General features: G+C 65.4%; 20 protein-coding genes. 9 read left to right on the forward strand and 11 right to left on the reverse strand.

Annotated elements, in window-relative coordinates:
* The first annotated feature begins 280 nt into the window (after window positions 1-280).
* Both QCE62_RS11175 and QCE62_RS11180 read left to right on the forward strand, forming a co-directional pair.
* The gene (locus tag QCE62_RS11175) at window positions 281-2,233 is read left to right on the forward strand and encodes an AMP-binding protein (protein WP_409017822.1); all 1,953 of its coding nucleotides are present in this window, start codon (window positions 281-283) and stop codon (window positions 2,231-2,233) included.
* Window positions 2,234-2,400: 167 nt separating this feature from the next.
* Window positions 2,401-3,582: a CoA transferase gene (locus QCE62_RS11180; protein ID WP_309917690.1), complete on the forward strand. Its 1,182-nt coding sequence runs from the start codon at window positions 2,401-2,403 to the stop codon at window positions 3,580-3,582.
* Between the two features lie 55 nt (window positions 3,583-3,637).
* Here the strand turns inward: QCE62_RS11180 and QCE62_RS11185 are convergent, their stop codons facing one another.
* The 6 genes from QCE62_RS11185 to QCE62_RS11210 form a co-directional block, all read right to left on the reverse strand.
* Window positions 3,638-4,372: an ABC transporter ATP-binding protein gene (locus QCE62_RS11185; RefSeq protein ID WP_309917693.1), complete on the reverse strand. Its 735-nt coding sequence runs from the start codon at window positions 4,370-4,372 to the stop codon at window positions 3,638-3,640.
* Window positions 4,362-5,105, reverse strand: coding sequence for an ABC transporter ATP-binding protein (locus QCE62_RS11190; protein WP_309917696.1), 744 nt, complete (start codon window positions 5,103-5,105; stop codon window positions 4,362-4,364). The genes QCE62_RS11185 and QCE62_RS11190 overlap by 11 nt, the downstream gene beginning before the upstream one ends.
* Window positions 5,102-6,052, reverse strand: a complete 951-nt coding sequence (locus tag QCE62_RS11195; protein WP_309917699.1) for a branched-chain amino acid ABC transporter permease — start codon at window positions 6,050-6,052, stop codon at window positions 5,102-5,104. Before QCE62_RS11195 ends, QCE62_RS11190 begins: the two co-directional genes overlap by 4 nt.
* Window positions 6,045-6,920 carry a branched-chain amino acid ABC transporter permease gene (locus QCE62_RS11200; protein ID WP_309917702.1) on the reverse strand — a complete coding sequence of 292 codons (876 nt, stop codon included), beginning with the start codon at window positions 6,918-6,920 and terminating at the stop codon, window positions 6,045-6,047. The genes QCE62_RS11195 and QCE62_RS11200 overlap by 8 nt, the downstream gene beginning before the upstream one ends.
* A 21-nt stretch (window positions 6,921-6,941) precedes the next feature.
* Window positions 6,942-8,144, reverse strand: coding sequence for an ABC transporter substrate-binding protein (locus QCE62_RS11205; protein ID WP_409017823.1), 1,203 nt, complete (start codon window positions 8,142-8,144; stop codon window positions 6,942-6,944).
* Window positions 8,145-8,362: 218 nt separating this feature from the next.
* On the reverse strand, window positions 8,363-10,327 hold the full coding sequence (locus QCE62_RS11210; protein WP_309917705.1) for an FAD-dependent oxidoreductase: 1,965 nt from the start codon (window positions 10,325-10,327) through the stop codon (window positions 8,363-8,365).
* 262 nt (window positions 10,328-10,589) lie between these two features.
* Here QCE62_RS11210 and QCE62_RS11215 point away from each other — a divergent pair, with 262 nt between their 5' ends.
* Genes QCE62_RS11215 through QCE62_RS11225 form a run of 3 tightly spaced genes read left to right on the forward strand, consistent with a single transcriptional unit; the run spans window position 10,590 to window position 13,763 of the window.
* Entirely contained in the window at window positions 10,590-11,396 is an 807-nt protein-coding gene (locus tag QCE62_RS11215; RefSeq protein WP_309917708.1) for a MaoC family dehydratase N-terminal domain-containing protein, read from the forward strand.
* Window positions 11,397-11,411: 15 nt separating this feature from the next.
* A complete protein-coding gene (locus QCE62_RS11220) occupies window positions 11,412-12,572 on the forward strand; it encodes an acyl-CoA dehydrogenase family protein (protein WP_309917711.1) in 1,161 nt (386 codons plus the stop codon).
* A gap of 12 nt (window positions 12,573-12,584) precedes the next feature.
* Window positions 12,585-13,763: a CaiB/BaiF CoA-transferase family protein gene (locus QCE62_RS11225; RefSeq protein ID WP_309917713.1), complete on the forward strand. Its 1,179-nt coding sequence runs from the start codon at window positions 12,585-12,587 to the stop codon at window positions 13,761-13,763.
* A 3-nt stretch (window positions 13,764-13,766) separates the two neighbouring features.
* On the opposite strand, the gene QCE62_RS11230 is transcribed toward QCE62_RS11225, so the two are convergent.
* The 3 genes from QCE62_RS11230 to QCE62_RS11240 are packed head-to-tail and all read right to left on the reverse strand — an operon-like array spanning window position 13,767 to window position 16,279.
* Window positions 13,767-14,579, reverse strand: a complete 813-nt coding sequence (locus tag QCE62_RS11230) for a CoA ester lyase (protein WP_309917716.1) — start codon at window positions 14,577-14,579, stop codon at window positions 13,767-13,769.
* Window positions 14,580-14,594: 15 nt separating this feature from the next.
* Window positions 14,595-15,527, reverse strand: a complete 933-nt coding sequence (locus QCE62_RS11235) for an FAD-binding protein (protein ID WP_309917719.1) — start codon at window positions 15,525-15,527, stop codon at window positions 14,595-14,597.
* Between the two features lie 2 nt (window positions 15,528-15,529).
* The gene (locus QCE62_RS11240; protein ID WP_309917721.1) at window positions 15,530-16,279 is read right to left on the reverse strand and encodes an electron transfer flavoprotein subunit beta/FixA family protein; all 750 of its coding nucleotides are present in this window, start codon (window positions 16,277-16,279) and stop codon (window positions 15,530-15,532) included.
* A gap of 177 nt (window positions 16,280-16,456) precedes the next feature.
* Between QCE62_RS11240 and QCE62_RS11245 the strand changes: the two genes are divergently transcribed.
* A complete protein-coding gene (locus QCE62_RS11245) occupies window positions 16,457-17,356 on the forward strand; it encodes an alpha/beta hydrolase (protein ID WP_309917725.1) in 900 nt (299 codons plus the stop codon).
* Window positions 17,357-17,473: 117 nt separating this feature from the next.
* A complete protein-coding gene (locus QCE62_RS11250) occupies window positions 17,474-18,670 on the forward strand; it encodes an acetyl-CoA C-acetyltransferase (protein ID WP_309917728.1) in 1,197 nt (398 codons plus the stop codon).
* Window positions 18,671-18,691: 21 nt separating this feature from the next.
* On the opposite strand, the gene QCE62_RS11255 is transcribed toward QCE62_RS11250, so the two are convergent.
* Together QCE62_RS11255 and QCE62_RS11260 are read right to left on the reverse strand one after the other, a co-directional pair.
* Window positions 18,692-19,093 (reverse strand): SgcJ/EcaC family oxidoreductase, encoded by a 402-nt coding sequence (locus QCE62_RS11255; RefSeq protein ID WP_309917730.1) that lies wholly within the window; start codon window positions 19,091-19,093, stop codon window positions 18,692-18,694.
* A gap of 87 nt (window positions 19,094-19,180) precedes the next feature.
* Window positions 19,181-20,335 (reverse strand): acyl-CoA dehydrogenase family protein, encoded by a 1,155-nt coding sequence (locus QCE62_RS11260; protein WP_309917733.1) that lies wholly within the window; start codon window positions 20,333-20,335, stop codon window positions 19,181-19,183.
* Window positions 20,336-20,573: 238 nt separating this feature from the next.
* Between QCE62_RS11260 and QCE62_RS11265 the strand changes: the two genes are divergently transcribed.
* Entirely contained in the window at window positions 20,574-21,491 is a 918-nt protein-coding gene (locus QCE62_RS11265) for an SDR family oxidoreductase (protein ID WP_309917737.1), read from the forward strand.
* 16 nt (window positions 21,492-21,507) lie between these two features.
* The gene (locus QCE62_RS11270) at window positions 21,508-22,380 is read left to right on the forward strand and encodes a MaoC/PaaZ C-terminal domain-containing protein (RefSeq protein ID WP_309917740.1); all 873 of its coding nucleotides are present in this window, start codon (window positions 21,508-21,510) and stop codon (window positions 22,378-22,380) included.
* The last annotated feature ends 15 nt before the right edge of the window (window positions 22,381-22,395 follow it).

Consider the following 22,395-nt stretch of genomic DNA (forward strand, 5'->3'; position numbering starts at 1 on the left):
CGCACGGAAACGAGTCAAAGCAAAGCGTGCAAATGTTCCGTATTCTGGAATGAGACCGATGCGCGAACCCGTCGGCGTACCGCATCCGGCACGAACCGCGGCCTTACCAAGGTACGGAACAGAGTCTTCGCACAGGTTGACCCACAACCGGCGCCGTCACATCGTACGAACTCGGATCCAATGACGTCACCTTCATCATGCCGCTTCCAGTCGATTACCGGATGACCCCTCCCCTCTCCCTCTCGCGCAGGCCGGCTCGCAGCCACCCAGGAGACCGATCATGAGCAATGTCGAAACCGGCAAGGTCTGGCATCCGGGTGAGCGCGAGTTGCAGAACGCCGGCATCGTGAAGCTGATGCGCGCGCTCGACGTGTCTTCGTATGACGAACTGATGCGCGTATCGATCGAGGAGCCCGAGCGCTACTGGACCATCGTGATGCGCGAATGCGCGATCGCCTGGGACGTGCCGCCCACCGGCTATGCGGACCTGTCGCGCGGACCGCAGTTTCCGAGCTGGTTCCCCGGCGGCAGGCTCAACTGGGTCAACACGATCTACGCATGGGGCCGCGAGCCTTCCACCGCGCAGCAGAAGGCCGTGGTGGCGGAGCACGAGGACGGCAGCGTGAGCACGCTGACCTATGCCCAACTGGAAGAACGCACGCGCGATTTCGCCGCGGGTCTCGCGCAACACGGCGTCAGACAGGGCGACCGTGTCGGCCTGCTGATGGAAAACGGCGTCGAGGCGACGGTCTCGCTGCTGGCCATCGTGCATCTGGGCGCGCTGGTCGTGCCGCTGTTCAGCGGCTTCGGCGTCGATGCGATCATCGCGCGCCTGTCGGCCGCCGAGGCGCGCATGGTGATCGCGACCACGGGCTTCGCGCGGCGCAGCCGGCGCGTGAACGTGGAAGGCGCGCTGCGCGATGCGTGGCGCGCGTTGCCGCTGCTCGAACACGTGATCTGGAAACGGGCGGAAGGCGACACGGCGCAGGATCCGCGCGATCTCGACTGGCAGGACACCGCGACGCGGGCGCAAGGCCTGGGCGAAGCGCCGGTGACCGTCACGCCCGATACGCCGTTCATGGTGATCTATACCTCGGGCACCACGGGCCGGCCCAAGGGCGTGGTGCACACGCATGGCAGCTTTCCGATCAAGGTGGCGCACGACTCGCTGATCCATTTCGACGTGCATCCCGGCGACGTCTATTGCTGGCCCGCCGACATGGGCTGGATCGCGGGCTCGCTGGTGCTCGGCTGTGCGCTGCTGCGCGGCGCGACGCTGGTGTGCTACGACGGCGCCCCCGATTATCCCGACTGGTCGCGCATGGCGCGCGTCGTCGAACGGCACAGGATCACGCACTTCGGCTCAGCGCCCACGCTGATCCGCGGGATGGCCAGCAACGAGGACGTCGCGCTCCAGGGCGACCGCTCGACGGTCCGCCTGCTGATCACCGCGGGCGAAAGCATCGCGCCCGAGCATTGCAGCTGGTTCATGCAGCGTTTCGGCGACGGCACGGCGCCCGTCATCAACTACACGGGCGGCACCGAAGCGTCCGGCGCGCTGCTTGCCAGCGTGCCGATCCGTCCGATTCCGCCGAGCGGCTTCAACACCGTTTCGCCCGGCGTCGCGGCGGACGTGGTGGACGCCGAAGGCCGGAGCGTGACCGGCGAAGTCGGCGAACTGGTGCTGCGGGCGCCCTTCCTCGGCATGACGCAATCGTTCTGGCGCGACGACCAGCGCTATCTGGAAACCTACTGGCAGACCATTCCGGGGCTCTGGGTGCACGGCGATCTGGCTTTGCGCACGCCCGACGGCAACTACTTCATGATGGGCCGCTCCGACGACACGCTCAAGGTCGCCGGCAAGCGCCTGGGTCCCGCCGAAGTCGAGGAAGTCGTGCTGGAACTGCCCGACGCGGCCGAAGCCGCCGCGATCGGCGTGGCCGATGCCGACAAGGGCCAGAAGCTCGTGGTGTTCGTCGTGGCGCGGCCCGGCGCGAGCATCGCGGGCGCGAATCTGGAGGCGCTCGTGGCCGACCATGTCGGCAAGCGCCTCGGACGCCCCTTCAGGCCCGGTCAGGTGCATTCGATCGCGCAGCTGCCCAAGACCCGCAGCTCCAAGATCATGCGGCGGGTGCTCCGCAGCGTGTATTGCGGGCTGCCGCCGGGCGATCTGTCGTCGCTGGACAATCCTGCCGCGCTCGACGATGTGCGCGCGGCGGCGACTTCGGCCTGACCCGGACGACGCCTGACCTTGGGAACGGGCAGGTTCGCAACCGGGCCACGCGCCGGCAATGCCGGGTCCGCTCGAACGCCGACGAATGCGCGTGCATGGAGCGCAGCCGGAACCGCTACGGGTTCGAACCTCGATCGCGCGCCAACGACTTACACCTGGACAAGAACATGAAAGTACTCGACGGCATCAAGGTCCTGGATTTCGGACGCTTCATCGCCGGACCGTTCTGCTCGGCGCTGCTGGCCGACTATGGCGCCGACGTCATCCGCATCGACCGCGTGGGCGGCGGCGAGGACCGCTTCATCGTGCCCGTGACCGCACAGGGTGAAGGCGCGCTGTTCCTGCAGGTCAATCGCAACAAGCGCTCCATGACGCTCGACCTCGATAGTCCGGAGGGACGCGAGATCGTGCGCAAGCTGGTCGCCGATGCCGATGTCGTGATCGCCAACATGCCGCCGCGCACGCTCAAGAGCCTGGGGCTCGACTATGACAGCCTGTGCGAGATCAAGCCCGACATCATCCTCGTCGCCTCCAACGCGTTCGGCAACAGCCGTGCCGTGCGCGACCGCGTCGGGTTCGATGGCGTGGGCCAGGCGCTGAGCGGCGCGGTGTACATCGCGGGTACGCCCGACCGGCCGCAGAAGGCCATGGTGCCCGTGGTCGACTTCGCCACGGCCTTTTCCTGCGCGCTCGGCGTCATGCTGGCCCTGTACGAGCGCCAGCGCAGCGGCATGGGTCAGGAAGTGAGCGCGTCGCTGCTGTGCACGGGGCTCAACATGGCCAGCGGCGCGCTGATCGAGGAAGCTTTGCTTGGCCTGGATCGTCAGCCCACGCTGAACCGCGCGTCCAGCTACGCCCCTTCCGACATCTTCAAGGCCACCGACGGATGGTTCATCACCCAGGTCATCGGCCGCGCGATGTTCAAGCGCTGGACGCACCTGATAGGCCGCCCGGAGCTGCTCGACGACCCGCGTTTCGCCGACGATACGCAGCGCGGCATCAATGGCGAGGTGCTCAGCGACCTGATGAGCCAGTGGTGCATGGACAAGACCCAGGCCGAGGCGCTGAGCGCGCTCGAGCAGGCGCGCATTCCGGCCAGCCCGGTCAACTCGCCGCGTCAGGTGCTGGAAGACGAGACGGTCCGCGCCGCCGACGTGATCCGCTGGATGGACTATCCCGGCGCGCCGAAGAAGGTGCCCATCTTCGCCACGCCGGTGTCGCTGTCCCGCACGCCTCCGGAAATCCACACGCGGCCGCCGCTGACCGGAGAACACACCGATGAGATTCTGATGGGACTGGGCCTCGACGCGCAGAAGGTCGCCGAGTTGCGCTCGCGGAAGATCGTGTGATCGCCTGAGCCATGCGGGCGATGCTTCGCCCGGTTATCCCGCAAGCACGCTTCTCCTACATGCCCAGATAGGCGCGCTGGACCCGCTCATCGCCGGCGAGCGTGCGTGCGTCGCCATGCTGCACGACTCCGCCGCCCTCCAGCACATAGGCGTGATCCGCGATGCGCAGCGCGACCTCCGCGTTCTGCTCGACCAGCAGGACATCCACGCCCGAATCGCGGATTACGTGAATCACCCGCGCGATCTGCTCGACCACGGCGGGCGCGAGTCCGATGGTCGGTTCGTCGAGTAGCAATACGCGCGGCGCGGCCATCAGCGCGCGCGCCACCGCCACCATCTGCTGCTGGCCGCCGCTCAACGTGCCGGCGGGCGCGCCGAGCTTCGCGACCAGATCGGGGAAATAGCCCATACAGCGTTCGAGATCGGCGCTGACCGCGCGGGCGTCGTCGCGGCAATACGCGCCCAGTTCGAGGTTCTCGCGCACCGTCATGCTGCCGAACAGGCGTCGCCCTTCCGGCACCAGACACAGTCCGCGCCGCACCCGCGCATCCGCCGAGGCCGCGTCCAGCGTCTCGCCGTGCAGCGTCAGACTGCCCGCCTGCGCCGGCACGAGTCCCGCGATGTATTTCATCAGCGTCGACTTGCCCGCGCCGTTCGCGCCGATCAGCGTCACGATCTGCCCGCCGCGCACCTGGAAACTCGCGCCGCGCACGGCCGGCACCGCGCCGTAACTGATCGATACGCCGGACACGTCCAGCACGATGTCGTCCTGCCTGGTCTCAATGTGCATGCTCGGCTCCGAGATACGCTTCGATGACGCGCGGGTCGCGGCGAATCTCCTGCGGCGTGCCGGTCGCCAGCATGCGTCCGTGATGCAGCACGACGATGCGGTCGCAGACCTGCATCACCGCCTTCATGTTGTGCTCGACCAGCAGCACCGAACTGCCGAACTCGTCGCGGATGCGCTCGAACACCTCAAGTGTGGCGGCGACTTCCGTCTGGTTCAGACCGGTGAGCGGCTCGTCGAGGCACAGGATGCGCGGCCGCGACGCGAACGCGATCGCAATGCTCACGAGCCGTTGCAGGCCGTGCGGCAAGGTGCCGGCGACGTCGTCGAGCTTGCCTTGCAGCCCGAGCAGACGCGCGGTCTCGCGCACCCGCTCCAGGCGCTGCGCACGCGGCACCGCACCGAGCGTGCCGATGAGGATGTTGTCGGCCACGCTCATGCTGCGCATCAGGCTGCCGTGCTGGAAGGTGCGCGCAAGGCCTTTGCGGTTGATGCGTTCCGGCGACTTGCCGGTGACGTTCTCGCCGTCGATGACGAGCGTGCCGCGCGTCGGCGCGATGAAGCCGCTGATCAGATTGAAGGTCGTGCTCTTGCCGGCGCCGTTCGGTCCTATCAGGCCCAGCACTTCGCGTTCGCGAATCTCGAAGCTCAGGTCGGAGACCGCGAGCAGTCCGCCGAAACGCCGCGCGATGTCGCGCGCTTCCAGCAAGGGTCGGGTGGCGGAACTCTGCATCATGCGCCTCCGTTCGAGCGAATGAGCGCCGCGCGGCGTGACTTCGCGCGCGTGATGCCGCCCTGCACGAAGCCCATGATGCCGCCGGGCAGCAGCAGCATCGCGAGGACGATCGCCGCGCCGTAGAAGATATGCTCGCTCGCGCCGAAGCTGAGCGTCACGCTGCCGAGCAACACCAGCAGCACCGCGCCCGCCACCGGCCCGAGCGGGTGATGCTCGCCGCCGACCTTCAGATAGGCGAGCGCCAGCGTCGACAACAGAAAGCCGAAATCGAGCGGGCTGATGACATTGTTGGCGAACGCATGCAGCGATCCCGCGATGCCCGTGACGAAGCACGAGATGCAGAAGCACGCGATCTTCACCGCATGCACGCGGATGCCGACCGAGCGCACCACGCTCTCGTTGTCGCGTACGGCGATCAGCAGCTTGCCGAACTGCGAGGTTTCGAGCACGAACAGCGCGAGCATCAGCAACCCGGCGACGAGCACGACGAACGCGGGAAAGCCGGCGCCGAACGCGGTCGGCGGGAAGATGCCGACCATGCCCGAGTTGCCGCCCAGCCAGTCCGAGCGCGTATAGACGATGCGCATCACTTCCGAGAAGGCGAAGCCGATCAGCAGGAAGTACGGTCCCTTGGTGCGCAGCGTGATGAAGCCGAAGACCGCGCCGATTGCACAGGCGAGCACGCCGCTCGCCAGCAGCGCGATCGCGAAGGGCAAGTCCCACAGCGTCGTGGACACGCCCGCCGCGTAGGCCCCGATGCCGAAGAACGCCGCCGTGGCGAAGTTCAGTTCGCCCATCAGCAACACGAAGCGCAGGCTGGACGCGTTCAAGGCCGCAATCGCGCACCACACGACGAGATTGGCCGCATAGCCGTTGCCGGCGAGAAGACTCGCGGCGCTGATCGCCAGCAACGCGAGCGCGCACAGCGCGAAAGACTTGTCACGCATGACCGAGCACTCCTTTGGGACGCACCAGCAGGACCAGCATGACGAGCACGAAGATCGCGAGATTCGCGCTCGACGGATCGAAGTAGTAGCCGCCAAAGCTTTCGATGAGCGCGATGAACACGCTGCCGAGAATCGCGCCGGGCACTGAGCCGAGACCGCCGATGACCACCGCGATGAAGCCTTTCACGAGATAGCTTTCGCCGAACTCCGGCGACACGATCGAGACCGGTGCGATCAGCGCACCCGCGATCGCGCCGAGCGCCGTCGCGACGACGAAGCCGCGAAACGCGATCGTGTTGTAGGGAATGCCTTGCAGCATCGCGGCTTCGTGATCGATCGACACGGCGCGCATCGCGCGGCCCATGCGGGTCGCGTTGAGCGACCACAGCAGGCCGCCCGCCAGCGCCACGGCCACGCCGCACAGCAGCAGCCGCTGCGCGGCGAGGGTCGCGCCGAACAGCTCGACATTGCCGCCGACGAGCGGCGGCACGGAGCGCACCGCGCCGCCGAAGACTTCGCGGAAGATCCCTTCGAACAACAGCACGAAGCCTGCCGACAGAATGAACGAGCCGGCGAGATCGCGCTGGAAGCGGCGGAACGCGAAGCGGAACACGATGGCCCCGAGTCCCGAGGCGAGCACCACGCCCGCGACGAAGCCGCCGAGATAGGCGAGTTGCACCGGCACGCCGCGCATGACGAGCCAGGGAATCGCGACCGACACGATCAGCGCGGACAGCGTGAAGAACTGTCCGTGCGCGAAGTTCACGATACGCAGCACGCCGAAGATCAGCGTCAACCCGAGCGCGAACAACACGTACACCGAGCCGATCTGCAACGCGGTCAGTGTGAGTTGGAAGAGTGTCTGCATGATATTCGGCGATGACCTGGTTTATTGGCCGGTGCGTTGCTTGAGCTCATCCGGGCTGATGCGCGCCAGTTCCACCAGCTTGTCGCCCTGGATCTGCGTGACGATGACCGGTACGAGAATCTGCTGCGGGCTGCCGTACACGGACTTCTCGCCGAACGCGGCGCGACCGTAGAACGAATCGAAGGCGATGGCCGGCAGGGTGCCGGCGACGACCGTCGGGTCGATGCTCTGCGCCTTTTCCATCGCGGCCTTGAGCGCCTTCACGGAATCGTAGAAGCCGACCTGGATCGCGTTCAGCGACTCGCCCGTCACGCTGCGCGCGCCCTCGTTCAGCTCGCGCTGGCGTGCCGTCACGCCGGGTCCGTCGAAGGTCAGCGCGGCGCCCATGTACGCGTTGTTCGCCGCGCGTCCGCCGGTCGCGAGCAGGCCGTCCGCGCCGGTGCCCACTTCGACCACCTTCACGCCCGTCCAGCCCAGCGCGTCCATTTCCTTGAAGACGAGGCCGCCATCGGCGGGCGGGCTCGAACACAGATCGACGACGTCCGGCTTGAGGCCCGCGAGCTTGGCGGCGACCGGCTGGAATTCCGTCGTGCCACGCTCGTACCAGTCGCTCGCGACGACCTTCACGCCGACCGCTTCCCAGGCCTTGCGCGCGAGCTTCTCCGTTTCCTGGCCGGTGGCGTCGTTGGGATTGAGCAGCGCGACACTCTGGATCTTCGGGTTGGCCTGCTTCACGTAGCGCACCAGCGGCGGCGCGATTTCGATCGGCGTATTCATCTGCGTGAAGGTCAGCGGATATTTTGGACCCTTGATGCTGGCGCCCCAGGCGGTCGTGAACAACAGCACGCCCTCACGCTCGGTGAGCGACTGCAGCGCGCGCGAGGGCGCGGTGCCGAGACTGCCGCCGATATACTTCACGCCGTCGCGGCTCAGCAAGGTCTGCGCGACTTTCGCGCCGTCCGCCGCGTTGTACTTGTTGTCGTACGCGACGCACTCGTAGTTGTAGACCGTGTTCGATACCTTCACGCCGCCCGCCTTGCGGATTTCCTCGGCGGCCGCCTTGCACAGCCATTCGCTGCCCTTGCCCCAGTTCGCGCCCGAGCCCGAGAGAGGCACGGACAGTCCGATCTTGATGACGTTCGGCGAGTCGGCGAAGGCGCCGGGCGTCGCGCCCAGTGCGGCGAACCAGAGCATCAATGCGCGTTCGATCGTCTTGCGCTTCATGTGTGTCTCCTGATGGTTTCGTTTTATCGTGGGCTCATTTGACGAGCGCGGCCTGCGCGGGTCAATCGGGCCATGCGAAGTGATCCGTACGTTGGAATTCGGCTGCGCGCGCTGTGTATCGTGCAGAGCACGCGCGCGCGTAGCCGGACGGGCGTCGAGCCCGAACGCGCGATGATTCATCGAATGGAACGAATGTGCGGGTGCTTGAACGCCGCGATTCAGGTGATCGAACGCGCGGCGAGATGCCCTTCGCGAATCGCCGGCTGGATGTCGCGCGCAGAGAGCGCATCGCCGACGACATGCAGTTGCGCCACGCGCGAACGCAACGCCAGCCAGAGCTCGTTCTGCGACTGGCGATAGCCGACGATCACGACCGTGTCCGCGTCGATGGTTTCGGTCCTGGCGCCGAACAGCGGCTTGATCTCGGCGCGGCCCTTGCCGACCGATACCAGTTCCGCCTGCGTGACGATGCGGAAGTCGCCGGCCTTGTGGAAGCGCTGCAGCGCGGACTGAGTGCGGCCCGTCGCTTCCATCGCGGGCGCGAACATCAGATGGCGCGTGACATAGGTCACCTTGACGCCGCGCTCGATCAGCATCTCGCAACAGCCTATCGCCTCATAGTGCCCGACGTCGTCGACGACGATTGCCGTGTCGCCATAGGCCTTCTCCCTATCCGTGATCAGGTCGAGCGATGTCAGCACGCGCGCATCCGGTGCGATCCGCACCTGCGCGGCGGGGCTGGCCGTCTGTACGAATTCATGCGCTTCGGCGGGCTGCGATCCGGTAGCCACGATGACGACGTCGGGATGTTCGGCGAGCACGTCGGCGGCGTCCATGTAGGTCGACAGACGCACGTCCGCGCCCAGCCGATAGATCTCGTTTTCCAGCCAGATCGCGATGTCGCCGATGGCGTGCAGCTTCGGCATGCGTCGCGCGTAGTTCAGCAAGCCGCCGAGATCGGCCATCGCTTCGACCAGCGTCACGCGATGTCCTTGCAGCAGCGCGACGCGCGCCGCTTCCATGCCGGCGACACCACCGCCGACCACGAGCACGCGGCGCGAATTGTTGGTCTTGACGATCGTATCGTCCGACAAGCTCGCCTCACGTCCGGCCGCGGGATTCACCGCGCATCCCATCCGTCCGCTGAAGACCCCGCCGATGCAGCCCTGGTTGCAGCCGATGCACGGCCTGACTTCATGGCCCCGCCCTTCGCGCGACTTCACGACGAGCATCGGGTCAGCGATCATGCCGCGCACGATGTTGATGAGATCGGCCGCGCCGGTCTTGAGTGCCTGTTCGGCGTCGTCGAGCGTCGCGTACCGGCCGACGATGATGCGCGGCACGGTCACGTCCTTGCCGATGTCCTCGCTGAACGGCAATTGATAGCCGACGGGCTGATCCATGCCCGCGTAGCGATCGACATGAAAGTAATAGTCGCCGTGCGTGATGTTGACGAAGTCGATCAGCCCTTCGGCTTGTGCGCGCAACGCGATCGCATTGGTCTCACGCGCCGAAAGGATGCGCTGGTCCGAACTGTCGCCGATACGCATGCCGAGCGCGAACCCCGGCGACGTCGCCGCGCGAACGGCGCGCAAGGTTTCCAGCAGGAAGCGGATGCGGTTCTCGAAGTTGCCGCCATAAATGTCGGTGCGCCGGTTCAGCACCGGCGAGAAGAACTGCGAGAACAGATAGCCGTTGCCCGCGAGTATCTCGGCGCCTTGCATGCCCGCTTCCTCGACGCGCACGGCGGCTTTCGCGTACGCTTCGACGAGTTCGCCGATCTGGTCGGTGGTCATCGGAACCGGCGGTGCGACCGCATAACGCCCCGGCAGCGCCGATGCCGCCCAGGGCAAACCGCCACTCGCCGACGGGTCCGTATAGCCGCCGTGCCAGAGTTGCTGGAACAGCTTCATGCCGGTAGGCGCGATCGCCTCGACCAGCCGGCGCATCGGTGCGATGGCGCCGTCGTCGCGTACGCTCAGCGCGAAAGTCGACGAATGATGCACGGATGCACCTTCGATGATCGACAGTCCCGCGCCCCCTTTCGCCCGTTCGAGGTGATAGGCGATCAGATCGTCATTGATGTACTCGCGTGAGAAGGACGTGGCATGCGCTGTCCTGACGATGCGATTCGGAATCTCCACCGCGCCGATGCGGATCGGCGACAACACTCGTTCATACATGTGCGTATCCTGGTTCTCGCGATGCCCGGAATCGCGCCGGTCACGCGAACGCATCCATTGGAAGACCGGGAATGAACATGCGCAACCGCTGCGCGACCGCTGTTCCGTACCTCGGAACCCACTCCTGGCGGACAAAGACATAGGCTCGTCCTATGGCGGGCACACCAAATCGGTATTTCCCTGCTGGACGGTCAGCGTTTTAAAGTGGGGCTTGGACAACCGCTGGCGACGGACGCGCCGCATGCGCGCACGGAGGATTCGAATGAACAAGGAATGCGCGGTCGATATCGTCGCGCCGACTTCGGTGGCCGCACTCGCCGCCACGCTCGACTACGAGGCGTCGCCGGCTGACGGCGAAGCGCTGCCACCGCTGTGGCACTGGATCTTCTTCCGGCCGACCGTGAGGCAAACGCTGATCGCGGCGGACGGCCATCCGCAGAAAGGCGGCTTTCTTCCCGACCTTGGCTTGCCTCGCCGCATGTGGGCCGGCGGACGCCTGCGGTTTCCGGCCCCGGTACGCGTCGGTGAACGCATCACACGCGAGTCGCGCGTGCTCGATGTGCGCGAGAAGCAGGGACGAACCGGCCGGCTCGGCTTCGTGACGGTCGCGCACCGCATCGAGAGCAACGGGACGCTGGCGATCGAGGAAGAACACGACATCGTGTATCGCGAAGCGGGCACGACGGCGTCGGCGCCCACCGCCGCACCCGCCGACGAAGCGTGGCAGCGCACGCTGATGCCGGATGAGACCTTGCTGTTCCGCTATTCCGCGCTGACCTTCAACGCCCATCGCATTCATTACGACACGCCCTATGTCACGGGAACGGAAGGCTATCCCGGCCTCGTCGTGCATGGTCCGCTGATCGCCACGCTGCTGATGGACCTGCTCAGGCGTCAACGGCCGGATGCCATCGTGCGCGAGTTTTCCTTCAAGGCGCTGCGTCCCTGCTTCGCCGGCAACGCATTGCATCTGTGCGGCCAGCCGTCCGCCGATGGCAAGTCCATCGAGTTATGGTCGAAGGACCACGAAGGCTGGCTTGGCATGACGGCTCACGCCACGCTCGACTAACGCATACCACCCATCATGATCGAAACCAACGACGCATATCAGGACATTCGCGACGCCGTGCGCGACCTCTGCAAGCAGTTCTCGAACGAATACTTCCGCAAGGTCGATGAAGTGCGCGGCTACCCCGAAGCATTCGTCGATGCACTGACGAAAGCGGGCTGGCTCGCCGCGCTGATTCCGCAGGAGTACGGCGGCTCGGGCCTGGGTCTCACCGAGGCGTCCGTCATCATGGAGGAGATCAACCGGTCGGGCGGCAATTCCGGCGCGTGCCACGGCCAGATGTACAACATGGGCACCCTGCTGCGGCACGGCTCGACGGAGCAGAAGCAACGCTACCTGCCGAAGATCGCGTCGGGCGAATTGCGTCTGCAATCGATGGGCGTCACCGAGCCGACCACCGGCACCGACACCACGAAGATCAAGACGACCGCGGAAAAGAAAGGCGACCGCTATGTCATCAACGGCCAGAAGGTCTGGATCTCGCGCGTGCAGCATTCCGACCTGATGATTCTCCTCGCGCGCACGACGCCGCTCGCCGACGTGAAGAAGAAGAGCGAAGGGATGTCCATCTTCATCGTCGATCTGCGCGAGGCGGTCGGGCACGGTCTCACGGTCCAGCCGATCATCAACATGGTGAATCACGAGACCAACGAACTCTTCTTCGACAATCTCGAGATCCCCGCCGAGAACCTGATCGGCGAGGAAGGCATGGGCTTCAAATACATCCTCGATGGCCTGAACGCGGAGCGCACGCTGATCGCGGCGGAATGCATCGGCGACGGCTACTGGTTCATCGACAAGGTCAGTGAATACGTGAAGGAGCGCGTCGTGTTCGGCCGGCCCATCGGGCAGAATCAGGGCGTGCAGTTTCCGATTGCACGCGCGTATGTCAACGTGGAAGCGGCCAATCTCATGCGCTTCAAGGCCTGCGAACTCTTCGACGCGCACCAGCCCTGCGGGGCGCAGGCGAACATGGCGAAGCTGCTGGCCGCCGATGCATCGTGGGAAGCGGCCAACGCCTGCCTGCAGTTTCACGGCGGCTTCGGCTTCGCCGCGGAATACGATGTCGAGCGCAAGTTCCGCGAGACGCGGCTTTATCAGGTCGCGCCGATCTCGACCAACCTCATTCTGTCGTACGTGGCCGAGCATATTCTCGGCTTGCCACGTTCTTTCTGAGGAAGCCTCGTCATGCGTCCGCTGCAAGACATCAAGGTCGTCACGCTGGAGCAGGCGATCGCCGCGCCCTTCTGCACGCGCCAGCTCGCCGACATGGGCGCGCGCGTGATCAAGATCGAACGTCCCGGCGCCGGCGACTTCGCGCGCGGCTACGACGAACGCGTCTCGGGACTGTCGTCGCACTTCGTGTGGACCAATCGTTCGAAAGAAAGCATCACGCTGGATGTCAAGCAGCCGCAGGCGCTCGAGATCGTCGACAAGCTGCTCGCCGATGCCGACGTGTTCGTGCAGAATCTCGCGCCCGGCGCGGCGCAGCGGCTGAGCCTCGACTACGACACGCTGAGCACACGTTATCCGCGTCTGATCGTCTGCGACATCAGCGGCTACGGCGCGGATGGCCCGCTGCGCGACAAGAAAGCCTACGACCTGCTGATCCAGAGCGAGTCGGGGTTTCTGAGCGTCACGGGTTCCGACGGCGAGCCGGCGAAGGCGGGGTGCTCGATCGCGGACATTGCCGCGGGGATGTATGCGTACACGAATATCCTTGGCGCGATCATCGAGCGCGGCAAGACGGGCCGCGGCAAGCGTATCGACGTGTCGATGCTGGAGAGCATGGTCGAATGGATGAGCTTTCCGCTCTACTACGCGATCGACGGACAGACGCCGCCGCGCCCGGCCGGCGCCTCGCATGCGACGATTTTCCCTTATGGTCCGTTCCAGGCCGGCGATGGCAAGACCGTCATGCTGGGCCTGCAAAACGAGCGCGAATGGAAGAAGTTCTGCGAGATCGTGTTGCGCCGTCCCGAACTCGAAATGGATGAGAGGTACTGCGCCAACAGCCGCCGCGCCCGGCATCGCGACGAACTCACGCGCACCATTGTCGAGGCATTTGCGGACATGAGCGCCGCGCAGGTGATCGAGCGGCTGGAAGAAGCGGGTATCGCCAATGCGCGCATGAACGACATGCACGACGTCTGGCGCCATGAGCAGCTCGACGCGCGCGGCCGGTGGACGCGCGTTCGCACGCCCGTGGGCGAGATCGCCGCGCTCTATCCACCGGGCTTGAGCGCGGCGGATGAACCGCGTATGGATGCCGTTCCCGCGCTCGGCGAGCAGACCGAAGCCATACTCGGCGAGCTCGGGTACGATGCGCGTTCGATCGAACGCCTGCGCGCCGAGGGCGCGATCTGATCATCAGGAACGCGCTGTATCGAGGATCGCCTGCGCACGCATCACGACGGGCCGATCGACCATCTTTCCCTGCACCGCAACCGCCGCGCCATTCGCTTGCGCGAACGCTTCGAGCACTTCCCTTGCCCAGGCGAGTTCCGCTTCGCTGGCGGCGAAGCATCGGTTCACGGTATCGACCTGTTTCGGATGGATGCAGATTTTCCCCGCGAAGCCGCGCCGCTTTGCGTTGAGCGTGTCGGCGTGGAGTGCGGCTTCGTTGTCGATGGCGGGTGTTACGCCGTCGATCGGGGCGCCGATGTGCGCGACTCGGGAGATCAATGCGAGTTGCGCGCGGTAAGGGTCCAGTTCGCTGCCATCGGATGCCATGTTCAGATCGGCGCAGAAATCGAGTGTCCCGAAGATCAGCCGATGCACATGCGGCGCACGCGCGATCTCCAGCGCGCGATGCATGCCTTCGGCGCTCTCGATCAGCGGGAACACGGGCATGCGGCTGCGTGTGCGCGTGACGAGTTCGATCACGTCCGTCGCGCTTTGCGCCTTCGGCAGCACGACGCCCGCAACGCCGCGCACGGTGCAGAGCCGCGCGTCCTGTTCGAACCAGGGCGTGTCGCGCGCGTTCACGCGGATCAGCACCGGGCGCCCGGGCGTGAGCCACGCGGCAATGGCTGCGCGCGCCTCGTCCTTGCGCTCGGGCGCGACGGCATCCTCCAGATCGAGGATGACCGCGTCGGCGCCGCTGTTCAGCGCCTTCGCGAATCGCTCGGGACGATTGCCGGGGACGAACAGCAGCGAACGATGACGGGTCGCGTTGGGCATCGTGGTCATCGGTCGTTACAGGCTTTGCACGAGTTCAGGCACCGCGCTGAACAGATCGCTGACGAGACCGTAATCGGCCACGCTGAAGATCGGCGCTTCCGCGTCCTTGTTGATCGCAACGATCACCTTGCTGTCCTTCATGCCCGCCAAGTGCTGAATCGCGCCCGAGATGCCGACCGCCACGTACAGCTGCGGCGCGACGATCTTGCCCGTCTGACCCACCTGGAAGTCGTTCGGCACGTAACCGGCATCGACCGCCGCGCGCGATGCGCCCAGCGCCGCGCCCAGCTTGTCCGCCAGCGGTTCCAGCGTCTTCGTGTAGTTCTCGCCGCTGCCGAGACCCCGGCCGCCCGACACGATGATGTGCGCGCTCGTCAGTTCCGGACGGTCCAGCTTCGTCACTTCGCGGCTCACGAACTGCGAGATGCCTGCATCGGCGGCGGCTTCGATCTTCTCGACTGCTGCACTGCCGCCTTCGGCTGCGACCGGATCGAAGCCGGTTGCGCGCACCGTGATGACCTTGATCGGATCGCTCGATTGAACTGTAGCAATGGCATTGCCTGCATAGATCGGACGCTCGAAAGTGTCGGCGCTGTCGACGGCCGTGATGTCGCTGATCTGCGCGACGTCGAGATGCGCGGCGATACGCGGCGCGATGTTCTTGCCGTACGCCGTGGCGGGAGCCAGGATGTGCGAATAGTCCTTCGCGATGTTCAGCACCGTGCCTTCGACGTTTTCAGCGAGACCGTCGGCAAGTTGAGGCGCATCGGCGAGCAGCACCTTCGCTATGCCTGCGATCTTCGCTGCAGCATCGGCTGCGCCTTGCGCGTTCGATCCCGCGACCAGCACATGCACGTCGCCGCCGATTTTAGTTGCAGCCGCAACCGTATTGAGCGTCGCTGCCTTGATCGACGCGTTGTCGTGTTCCGCAATGATCAGAATCGTCATGTTCAGATTACCTTGGCTTCGCTCTTCAGTTTGTCGACCAGCGTCTTCACGTCCGGCACGGTAATGCCCGCGCTGCGCTTCGCAGGCTCGGTGACCCTCAATGTCTTCAGACGCGGTGCAACGTCCACATTCAGATCCGCAGGCGTCACCGTGCTCAATGGCTTCTTCTTCGCCTTCATGATGCTCGGCAGCGTCACATAACGCGGCTCGTTCAGACGCAGGTCCGTGGTGATCACGGCGGGGAGTGTCAAGGAAAGCGTTTCCGCGCCACCATCGATTTCACGTGAGACCGTGACGCGTCCGTCTGCGATCACGACTTTCGACGCGAACGTCGCCTGGGGCAGGCCCGCCAAGGCAGCGAGCATCTGCCCCGTCTGATTCGAGTCGTCGTCGATAGCCTGCTTGCCGAGAATGACGAGTTCAGGCTTTTCCTGATCGACCAGCGCTTTCAAAATCTTCGCGACGGCGAGCGGCTGAAGCTCTTCCGCCGTCTCCACCAGCACCGCACGATCCGCACCGATCGCCAGCGCCGTGCGCAAGGTCTCCTGGGCTTGCGCGACGCCACACGAAACCGCGATCACTTCCGCAGCAACGCCCGCTTCCTTCAGACGCACTGCTTCCTCGACGGCAATTTCATCGAACGGGTTCATCGACATCTTTACATTGGCGATGTCGACACCGGAGTGGTCCGACTTCACGCGGACCTTCACGTTGTAGTCGACCACGCGCTTGACTGGGACAAGTATCTTCAATGGCGTCTCCTTGCAGTATCGTGAACGGGGCTTTATCGAGGCTCCATTTGAACGTCCGCCGGACGGACGCGCAAATACCAGTTTGTTTTGCCCGTCATAGACTCGCCCTATGACGCGGGCAGGCCGGTTTCTTGCAACGCGTCACGACAAGAGCCCACACATCGAGAGGACACGAAGATGAGCGCAGGAAACCGACTCGCGGGCGCACCGCAGCCGATGCATGTCTGGAAATCCGCCTCGGGCATTCCGCTCGCCGCCGACACATGGGGCGACCCGGAAAGCCCGCTCGTGGTGCTGCTGCACGGCGGCGGGCAGACGCGCCACGCGTGGGGCGAAACCGGTGCACGGCTGGGTGACGCGGGGTACTTTGCCGTCGCCTACGATGCCCGCGGGCATGGCGATTCCGGCTGGAGCGAGGACGGCGATTACAGTCTCGACGCGCTTGCGCAGGACCTCCGCAGCGTGATCGAGCAGGTACGCGGCCCGGAGACCAGCGCGCCGCCGGTGCTGATCGGTGCATCGATGGGCGGCGCGACGAGTCTCGTCGCCATCGGCGAAGGCCATGTCCCGGCGAGCGCGCTCATTCTCGTCGATATCGTGCCGTACACGGAGCCCACCGGCGTCGATCGCATTCGCAGCTTCATGCGCCAGCGTCCGGACGGCTTCGATTCGCTCGAAGCCGTCGCCGACGCCATCAGCGAATATCGTCCGACGCAAACCCGCCGGCCCAATCTCGATGGCCTCGCGAAGAACGTGCGGCTCGGCGACGACGGACGCTATCGCTGGCACTGGGACCCGCGCTTCATTCAGCGGCCGCTCGATATCGAAGGACGGCACGCCCGCCTGTCGGCCTGTGCGCGCGCCGTGTCCGTGCCGACCCTGCTCGTGCGCGGCGGCAGTTCCGATGTCGTCAGCGAGAAAGGCGTGCGGGAGTTTCTCGCGCTGTGCCCGCGCGCGGATTACGTCAACGTCGCGGAGGCCGGGCATATGGTGGCGGGCGATCGCAACGACCGCTTCGGCCATGTCGCGATCGACTTTCTTCTGCGGAACGTGCCGGTCGAAGATCGGCACGCCTGAGGCCGGCGAGCCCGGGCTGTCGAAGTACGGAAATATGCCCGCCCCGTCCTTGACGATGGAACGTGCGGACTCGCATCGTGAGCGAACGCATCGTTAATCCCCATCGAAGGACGACTCATGAGAAGAGCAGCCATCGTCTCACCCCTGCGAACGCCGGTCGGCGCATTCGGCGGCAGTCTGCGCGGCGTGCCGGTCGAAGACCTCACGCGGCCCGTGATCCAGGCAGTGCTGGAACGCACGCGCATCGATCCGGCTCGCATCGACGATGTCGTGTTCGCCCAGTCGTACGCGAACGGCGAGACACCCTGCATCGGCCGATGGGCTGCGTTGAACGCGGGCCTGCCCGTCAGCGTGCCCGGCATGCAGCTCGACCGGCGCTGCGGCGGCGGCTTGCAGGCCATCGTCACTGCGGCAATGATGGTGCAGAGCGGCGCGGCCGATGTCGTGTTCGCGGGCGGCGTGGAGAGCATGAGCAACATCGAGTACTACACGACCGACATGCGCTGGGGCAAACGCTCGGGCTCGGTGCGCTTTCACGACCGGCTCGAACGCGGGCGCGAGCGCTCGCAGCCGGAAGATCGCTTCGGCCGTATCTCCGGCATGGTCGAAACCGCCGAGAATCTCGCGCGCGAATACGGCATCACCCGCGCCGAAGCCGACGCGTTCGCCGCACTCAGCCATCAGCGCGCGGCGGCGGCATGGAACGCGGGCAAGTTCGATGACGAAGTGGTGCCCATCACGGTGCCGCAGAAAAAGGGCGAACCGTCGATGTTCACGCGCGACGAAGGCATTCGTCCCGACACCACCGCCGAATCGCTCGCCCGTCTCAAGCCGGTCATGAAGGACGGCATCACCACGGCGGGTAACGCGAGCCAGCAGAACGACGCATCGGCTGCGTGCCTGATCGTCGCGGAGGACAAGCTCGATGAGCTCGAACTCTCGCCGCATGGCTATCTCGTCGGCTGGGCAGCGGCGGGATGCGAGCCGGCGCTGATGGGCATCGGCCCTGTTCCCGCCGTCGAGAGATTGTTTGCGCGCACGGGCTTCTCGTTCGATCGCATCGATCTGGTCGAACTGAACGAAGCCTTCGCCGCGCAGGCGCTTGCCGTGCTGAAGGGCTGGCGATGGGACGATCGGGAGCGCCTGAACGTGAACGGCTCGGGCATTTCGCTCGGTCATCCGATCGGCGCGACCGGGGTACGCATGATGACCACGCTGCTGCACGAACTGCGGCGGCGCGGCGGGCGTTACGGTCTGGAGACCATGTGCATCGGCGGTGGCCAGGGCATGGCCGCCCTCTTCGAAGCGGCGTAGGTCGAAGGCGAAGCGCGCCGTTCAGATGGGCGGCGTGTCGGGCTCGGTCGAAAAATGATGCTGGCGAATGCGCCACGCGGCATCGTGCGATGCGATCACGAGCGTCGTACGCAGCCGCGATCGCGAAGTTCTGTTGCCGGCGAGCGTGAAGGTGAACTCGCCGTAGCCTTGCGCGAGGAAACAGTCATGCGCGAGCCGGATGACGTGCTGCTCGACCAACGCGAGCGTCGCCGATTCGATCACCCCGCAATACGACGAGAAATACGCGAGGATCGCGCGCGCTCCGGCAGACTGGCCCTTGCGCCCGCCGAAGAACAGCGCGTCCGGCGCATAGAGCGCGGTCAGCGCGTGCGGATCCCAGTTGCGGGCCGCTTCGTTCCAGGCGCGTTCAACCCTGCGAAGCGTATCCAGGCATTCGTTCATGATCAATTCTCGTCGTGACATGGGAGATGCGGGCAGGAACAGGGGCCACGCGCCGTCACTATGCCTGAAACATCGTGCCTTCCCCCGCTACGGGCGCGCTTCCCGCAGCATGTTGCGTGCGATGACCAGTTGTTGCACCTGCGTCGTGCCTTCGAAAATGCGGAACAGGCGAACATCACGATAGAACCGTTCGATGCCGTACTCGCTCATGTAGCCCGCGCCGCCGTGGATCTGCACTGCGCGATCCGCGACGCGCCCGCACATTTCGGAGGCGAACAGCTTCGCGCACGAGGCTTCCGTGCTGACCTTCAGGCCATCGTCGCGACGGCGCGCGGCATCGACCACCATGCAGCGCGCCGCATACAGTTCGGCGCGGCTGTCCGACAGCATGGCCTGAACCAGCTGAAACTCGCCGATGGCCTGACCGAACTGCTTGCGCTCGATCGCATACTGCACCGTGTCGTCCAGCATGCGCTGCGCGACCGCCACGCAGATCGCCGCGATGTGAATGCGCCCCTTGTCGAGCACTTTCATCGCGGTCTTGAAGCCTTTGCCCTCCACGCCGCCGATCAGATTCGCGGCCGGCACACGGCAGTTGTCGAAGATGACGTCGCAGGTATGGGCGCCGCGCTGGCCCATCTTCTTGTCGCGCTTGCCGAAACTCAGGCCTGGCGATCCGGCCTCGACGATGAACGCCGAGATGCCGCCCGAACTCTTGTCCTCCGGATCGGTGCGCGCCATCAGCGTGAAGATGCCGGCCTGCGGCGCGTTCGTGATGTAGCGCTTGGTGCCGTTCACGATGTAGTCGTCGCCGTCGCGGATCGCTGTCGTGCGCAGCGACGCCGCATCCGATCCGGCCTCCGGTTCCGTCAGCGCGAACGAAGCGATGATCTCGCCCGTCGCAAGACGCGGCAGATAACGCTCTTTCTGTTCCTCGGTGCCGTCGAGCAAGATGCCCTGCGAGCCGATACCGACCGTCGTGCCGATCAGCGAGCGGAACGCGGGCGATGCACGCCCGAGCTCGAACATCGCGAGCACCTCTTCTTCCATCGTGAGTTGCAGGCCGCCGTAGGCTTCGGGAATCGTGAGTCCGAAGAGACCCATTGCCTTCATGTCGTCGACGACGTCCTGCGGAATCTCGTCGGTGTCGGCAACTTGCGCTTCGTTGGGAATCAGTCGTTCACGCACGAAGCGCGCGATGTTGTCGCGTAACACGTTCATCGTTTCGATGTCGCGGATCATGGTCTGCGGGCTCTCCGAATGCAGGGATGATGCAGTCCATGCTGCGATCCGTTCATGCAGGCGTCAACGGCCTGCCCTGCGCCGTTCCGTACTCTGGATCCGTCACAAGCAGGTACGCCATGCTTCGGTCATGCAGCTGCCTTTCGATGTACGGAAGGGCAAGCGATAGCGCATTGACATGCGCTTGCGCCGCGCATCATCGTCATGACGAACGTCCATGGATTCAACGGAGACAGACATGACGAAGCGCACTATGGAAGGCAAGGTCGTGATCGTATCGGGGGCGGGCGGCGGCATTGGCCGCGATATCGCATTGCTGATGGCCCGTTATGGCGCGCGCGTGGTGGTCAACGATATCGGCGCATCGCTCGAAGGCACCGGGCGCGACAGCTCGCCCGGCGAGCGCGTCGTCGAAGAGATCCGCGCAGCGGGCGGCGAGGCCGTCTCGAACATCGACAGCGTGGCGGACAGCGGCGCGGGCGCGCGCATCGTCGAACAGGCGCTCGATGCGTTCGGCCGCATCGATTGTGTCGTGAACAATGCGGGGATCCTGCGCGACCGCTTCTTTCACAAGATGTCGGATGACGAATGGGATGCGGTGCTCAAGGTGCATCTGTACGGCAGCTTCAATCTGAGCCGCGCCGCCGCGAACCGCTTCAAGGAACAGGAAAGCGGCGCATTCGTGCATATGACTTCGACCTCCGGCCTGATCGGCAATCTCGCGCAGGCCAACTACAACGCGGCGAAGATGGGCATCGCGGGGTTATCGAAGTCCATCGCGCTCGATCTCGGCAAGTTCAACGTGCGCTCGAACTGCATTGCGCCGTTCGCATGGAGCCGCATGGTCAGCTCGATTCCGACCGACACGCCCGAACAGGCCGCGCGCGTCGAGAAGATCAAGCAGATGACGCCCGCGAAGATCGCGCCGCTCGCGGTCTATCTCGCGAGCGACGCCGCGCGCGACGTGAACGGCCAGATCTTCACCGTGCGCAATAACGAGATCTTCCTGATGAGCCAGCCGCGTCCCGTGCGCTCCGTGCATCGCAGCGATGGCTGGACGCCCGAAGCCATCGCCGAGCACGGCATGCCGGCGCTGAAGGCATCCTTCGTGCCGATGGATCGCTCCGGCGACGTGTTCAGCTGGGACCCGATGTAACGCGACGGAGACACCCGTGGCAATCGACTATCACACGCTCAGGAACTGGGCGTTCGACGACGTGCGGCAAACCTACACCGAGCGTGACTGCGCGATCTACGCGCTGAGCGTCGCGTTCGGCAGCGAGCCGCTGGATACGCGTGCGCTGAAGTTCACCTACGGCCCCGAACTCGTCGCCGCGCCGACCATGGCCGCCGTGCTCGGCTTTCCCGGCCTGTGGATGCGCAATCCGGAGACCGGCATCGACTACGCGAAGGTCGTGCATGGCGAGCAGCGCGTGACGCTGTTGCGGCCGCTGCCCGCCGCAGCCACGATCATCGGCCGTACGCGCGTGCAGTCCGTCGTCGATAAAGGCGAAGGCAAGGGTGCACAAGTGCTGACGTCGCGCGACGTCATCGATGCCGCAAACGGTGAAGTGCTGGCGCGCGTCGAGCAACTGAACTTCTGTCGCGGCGATGGCGGCTTTTCCGCGCGTGGCCAAGCCGGCGATGCGCCCCTGCCCGCGCTCTCTCCGATGCCGGACACCCAGGCCGACCTCGTCTGCGATCTGCCGGTGCGTCCGGAGGGTGCCTTGCTGTACCGGCTCAACGGCGACCTGAATCCCCTGCATGCCGACCCGGCGAGCGCACGCGCCGCGGGCTTCGATCGTCCCGTGCTGCACGGGCTGGCGACGTACGGAATAGCCGGCCATGCGATTCTGCGCGCCGTTTGCGCTTACGATGCCACGCGTCTGAAGATGCTGTTCGCGCGCTTCTCCGCGCCCGCTTATCCCGGCGAAACGATACGCATCGAGATATGGCACAGGCACGGGGCCATGCTGCGCTTTCGGGCGAGATCGCTGGAGCGCGATGTCATCGTATTGAACAATGGCGAGGCTCGAATCGAATGAGAAGAGAGAGCGTGC

Origin of the sequence: Caballeronia sp. LZ033 (assembly GCF_031451265.1) — a bacterium.
Classification (GTDB): Bacteria; Pseudomonadota; Gammaproteobacteria; order Burkholderiales; family Burkholderiaceae; genus Caballeronia.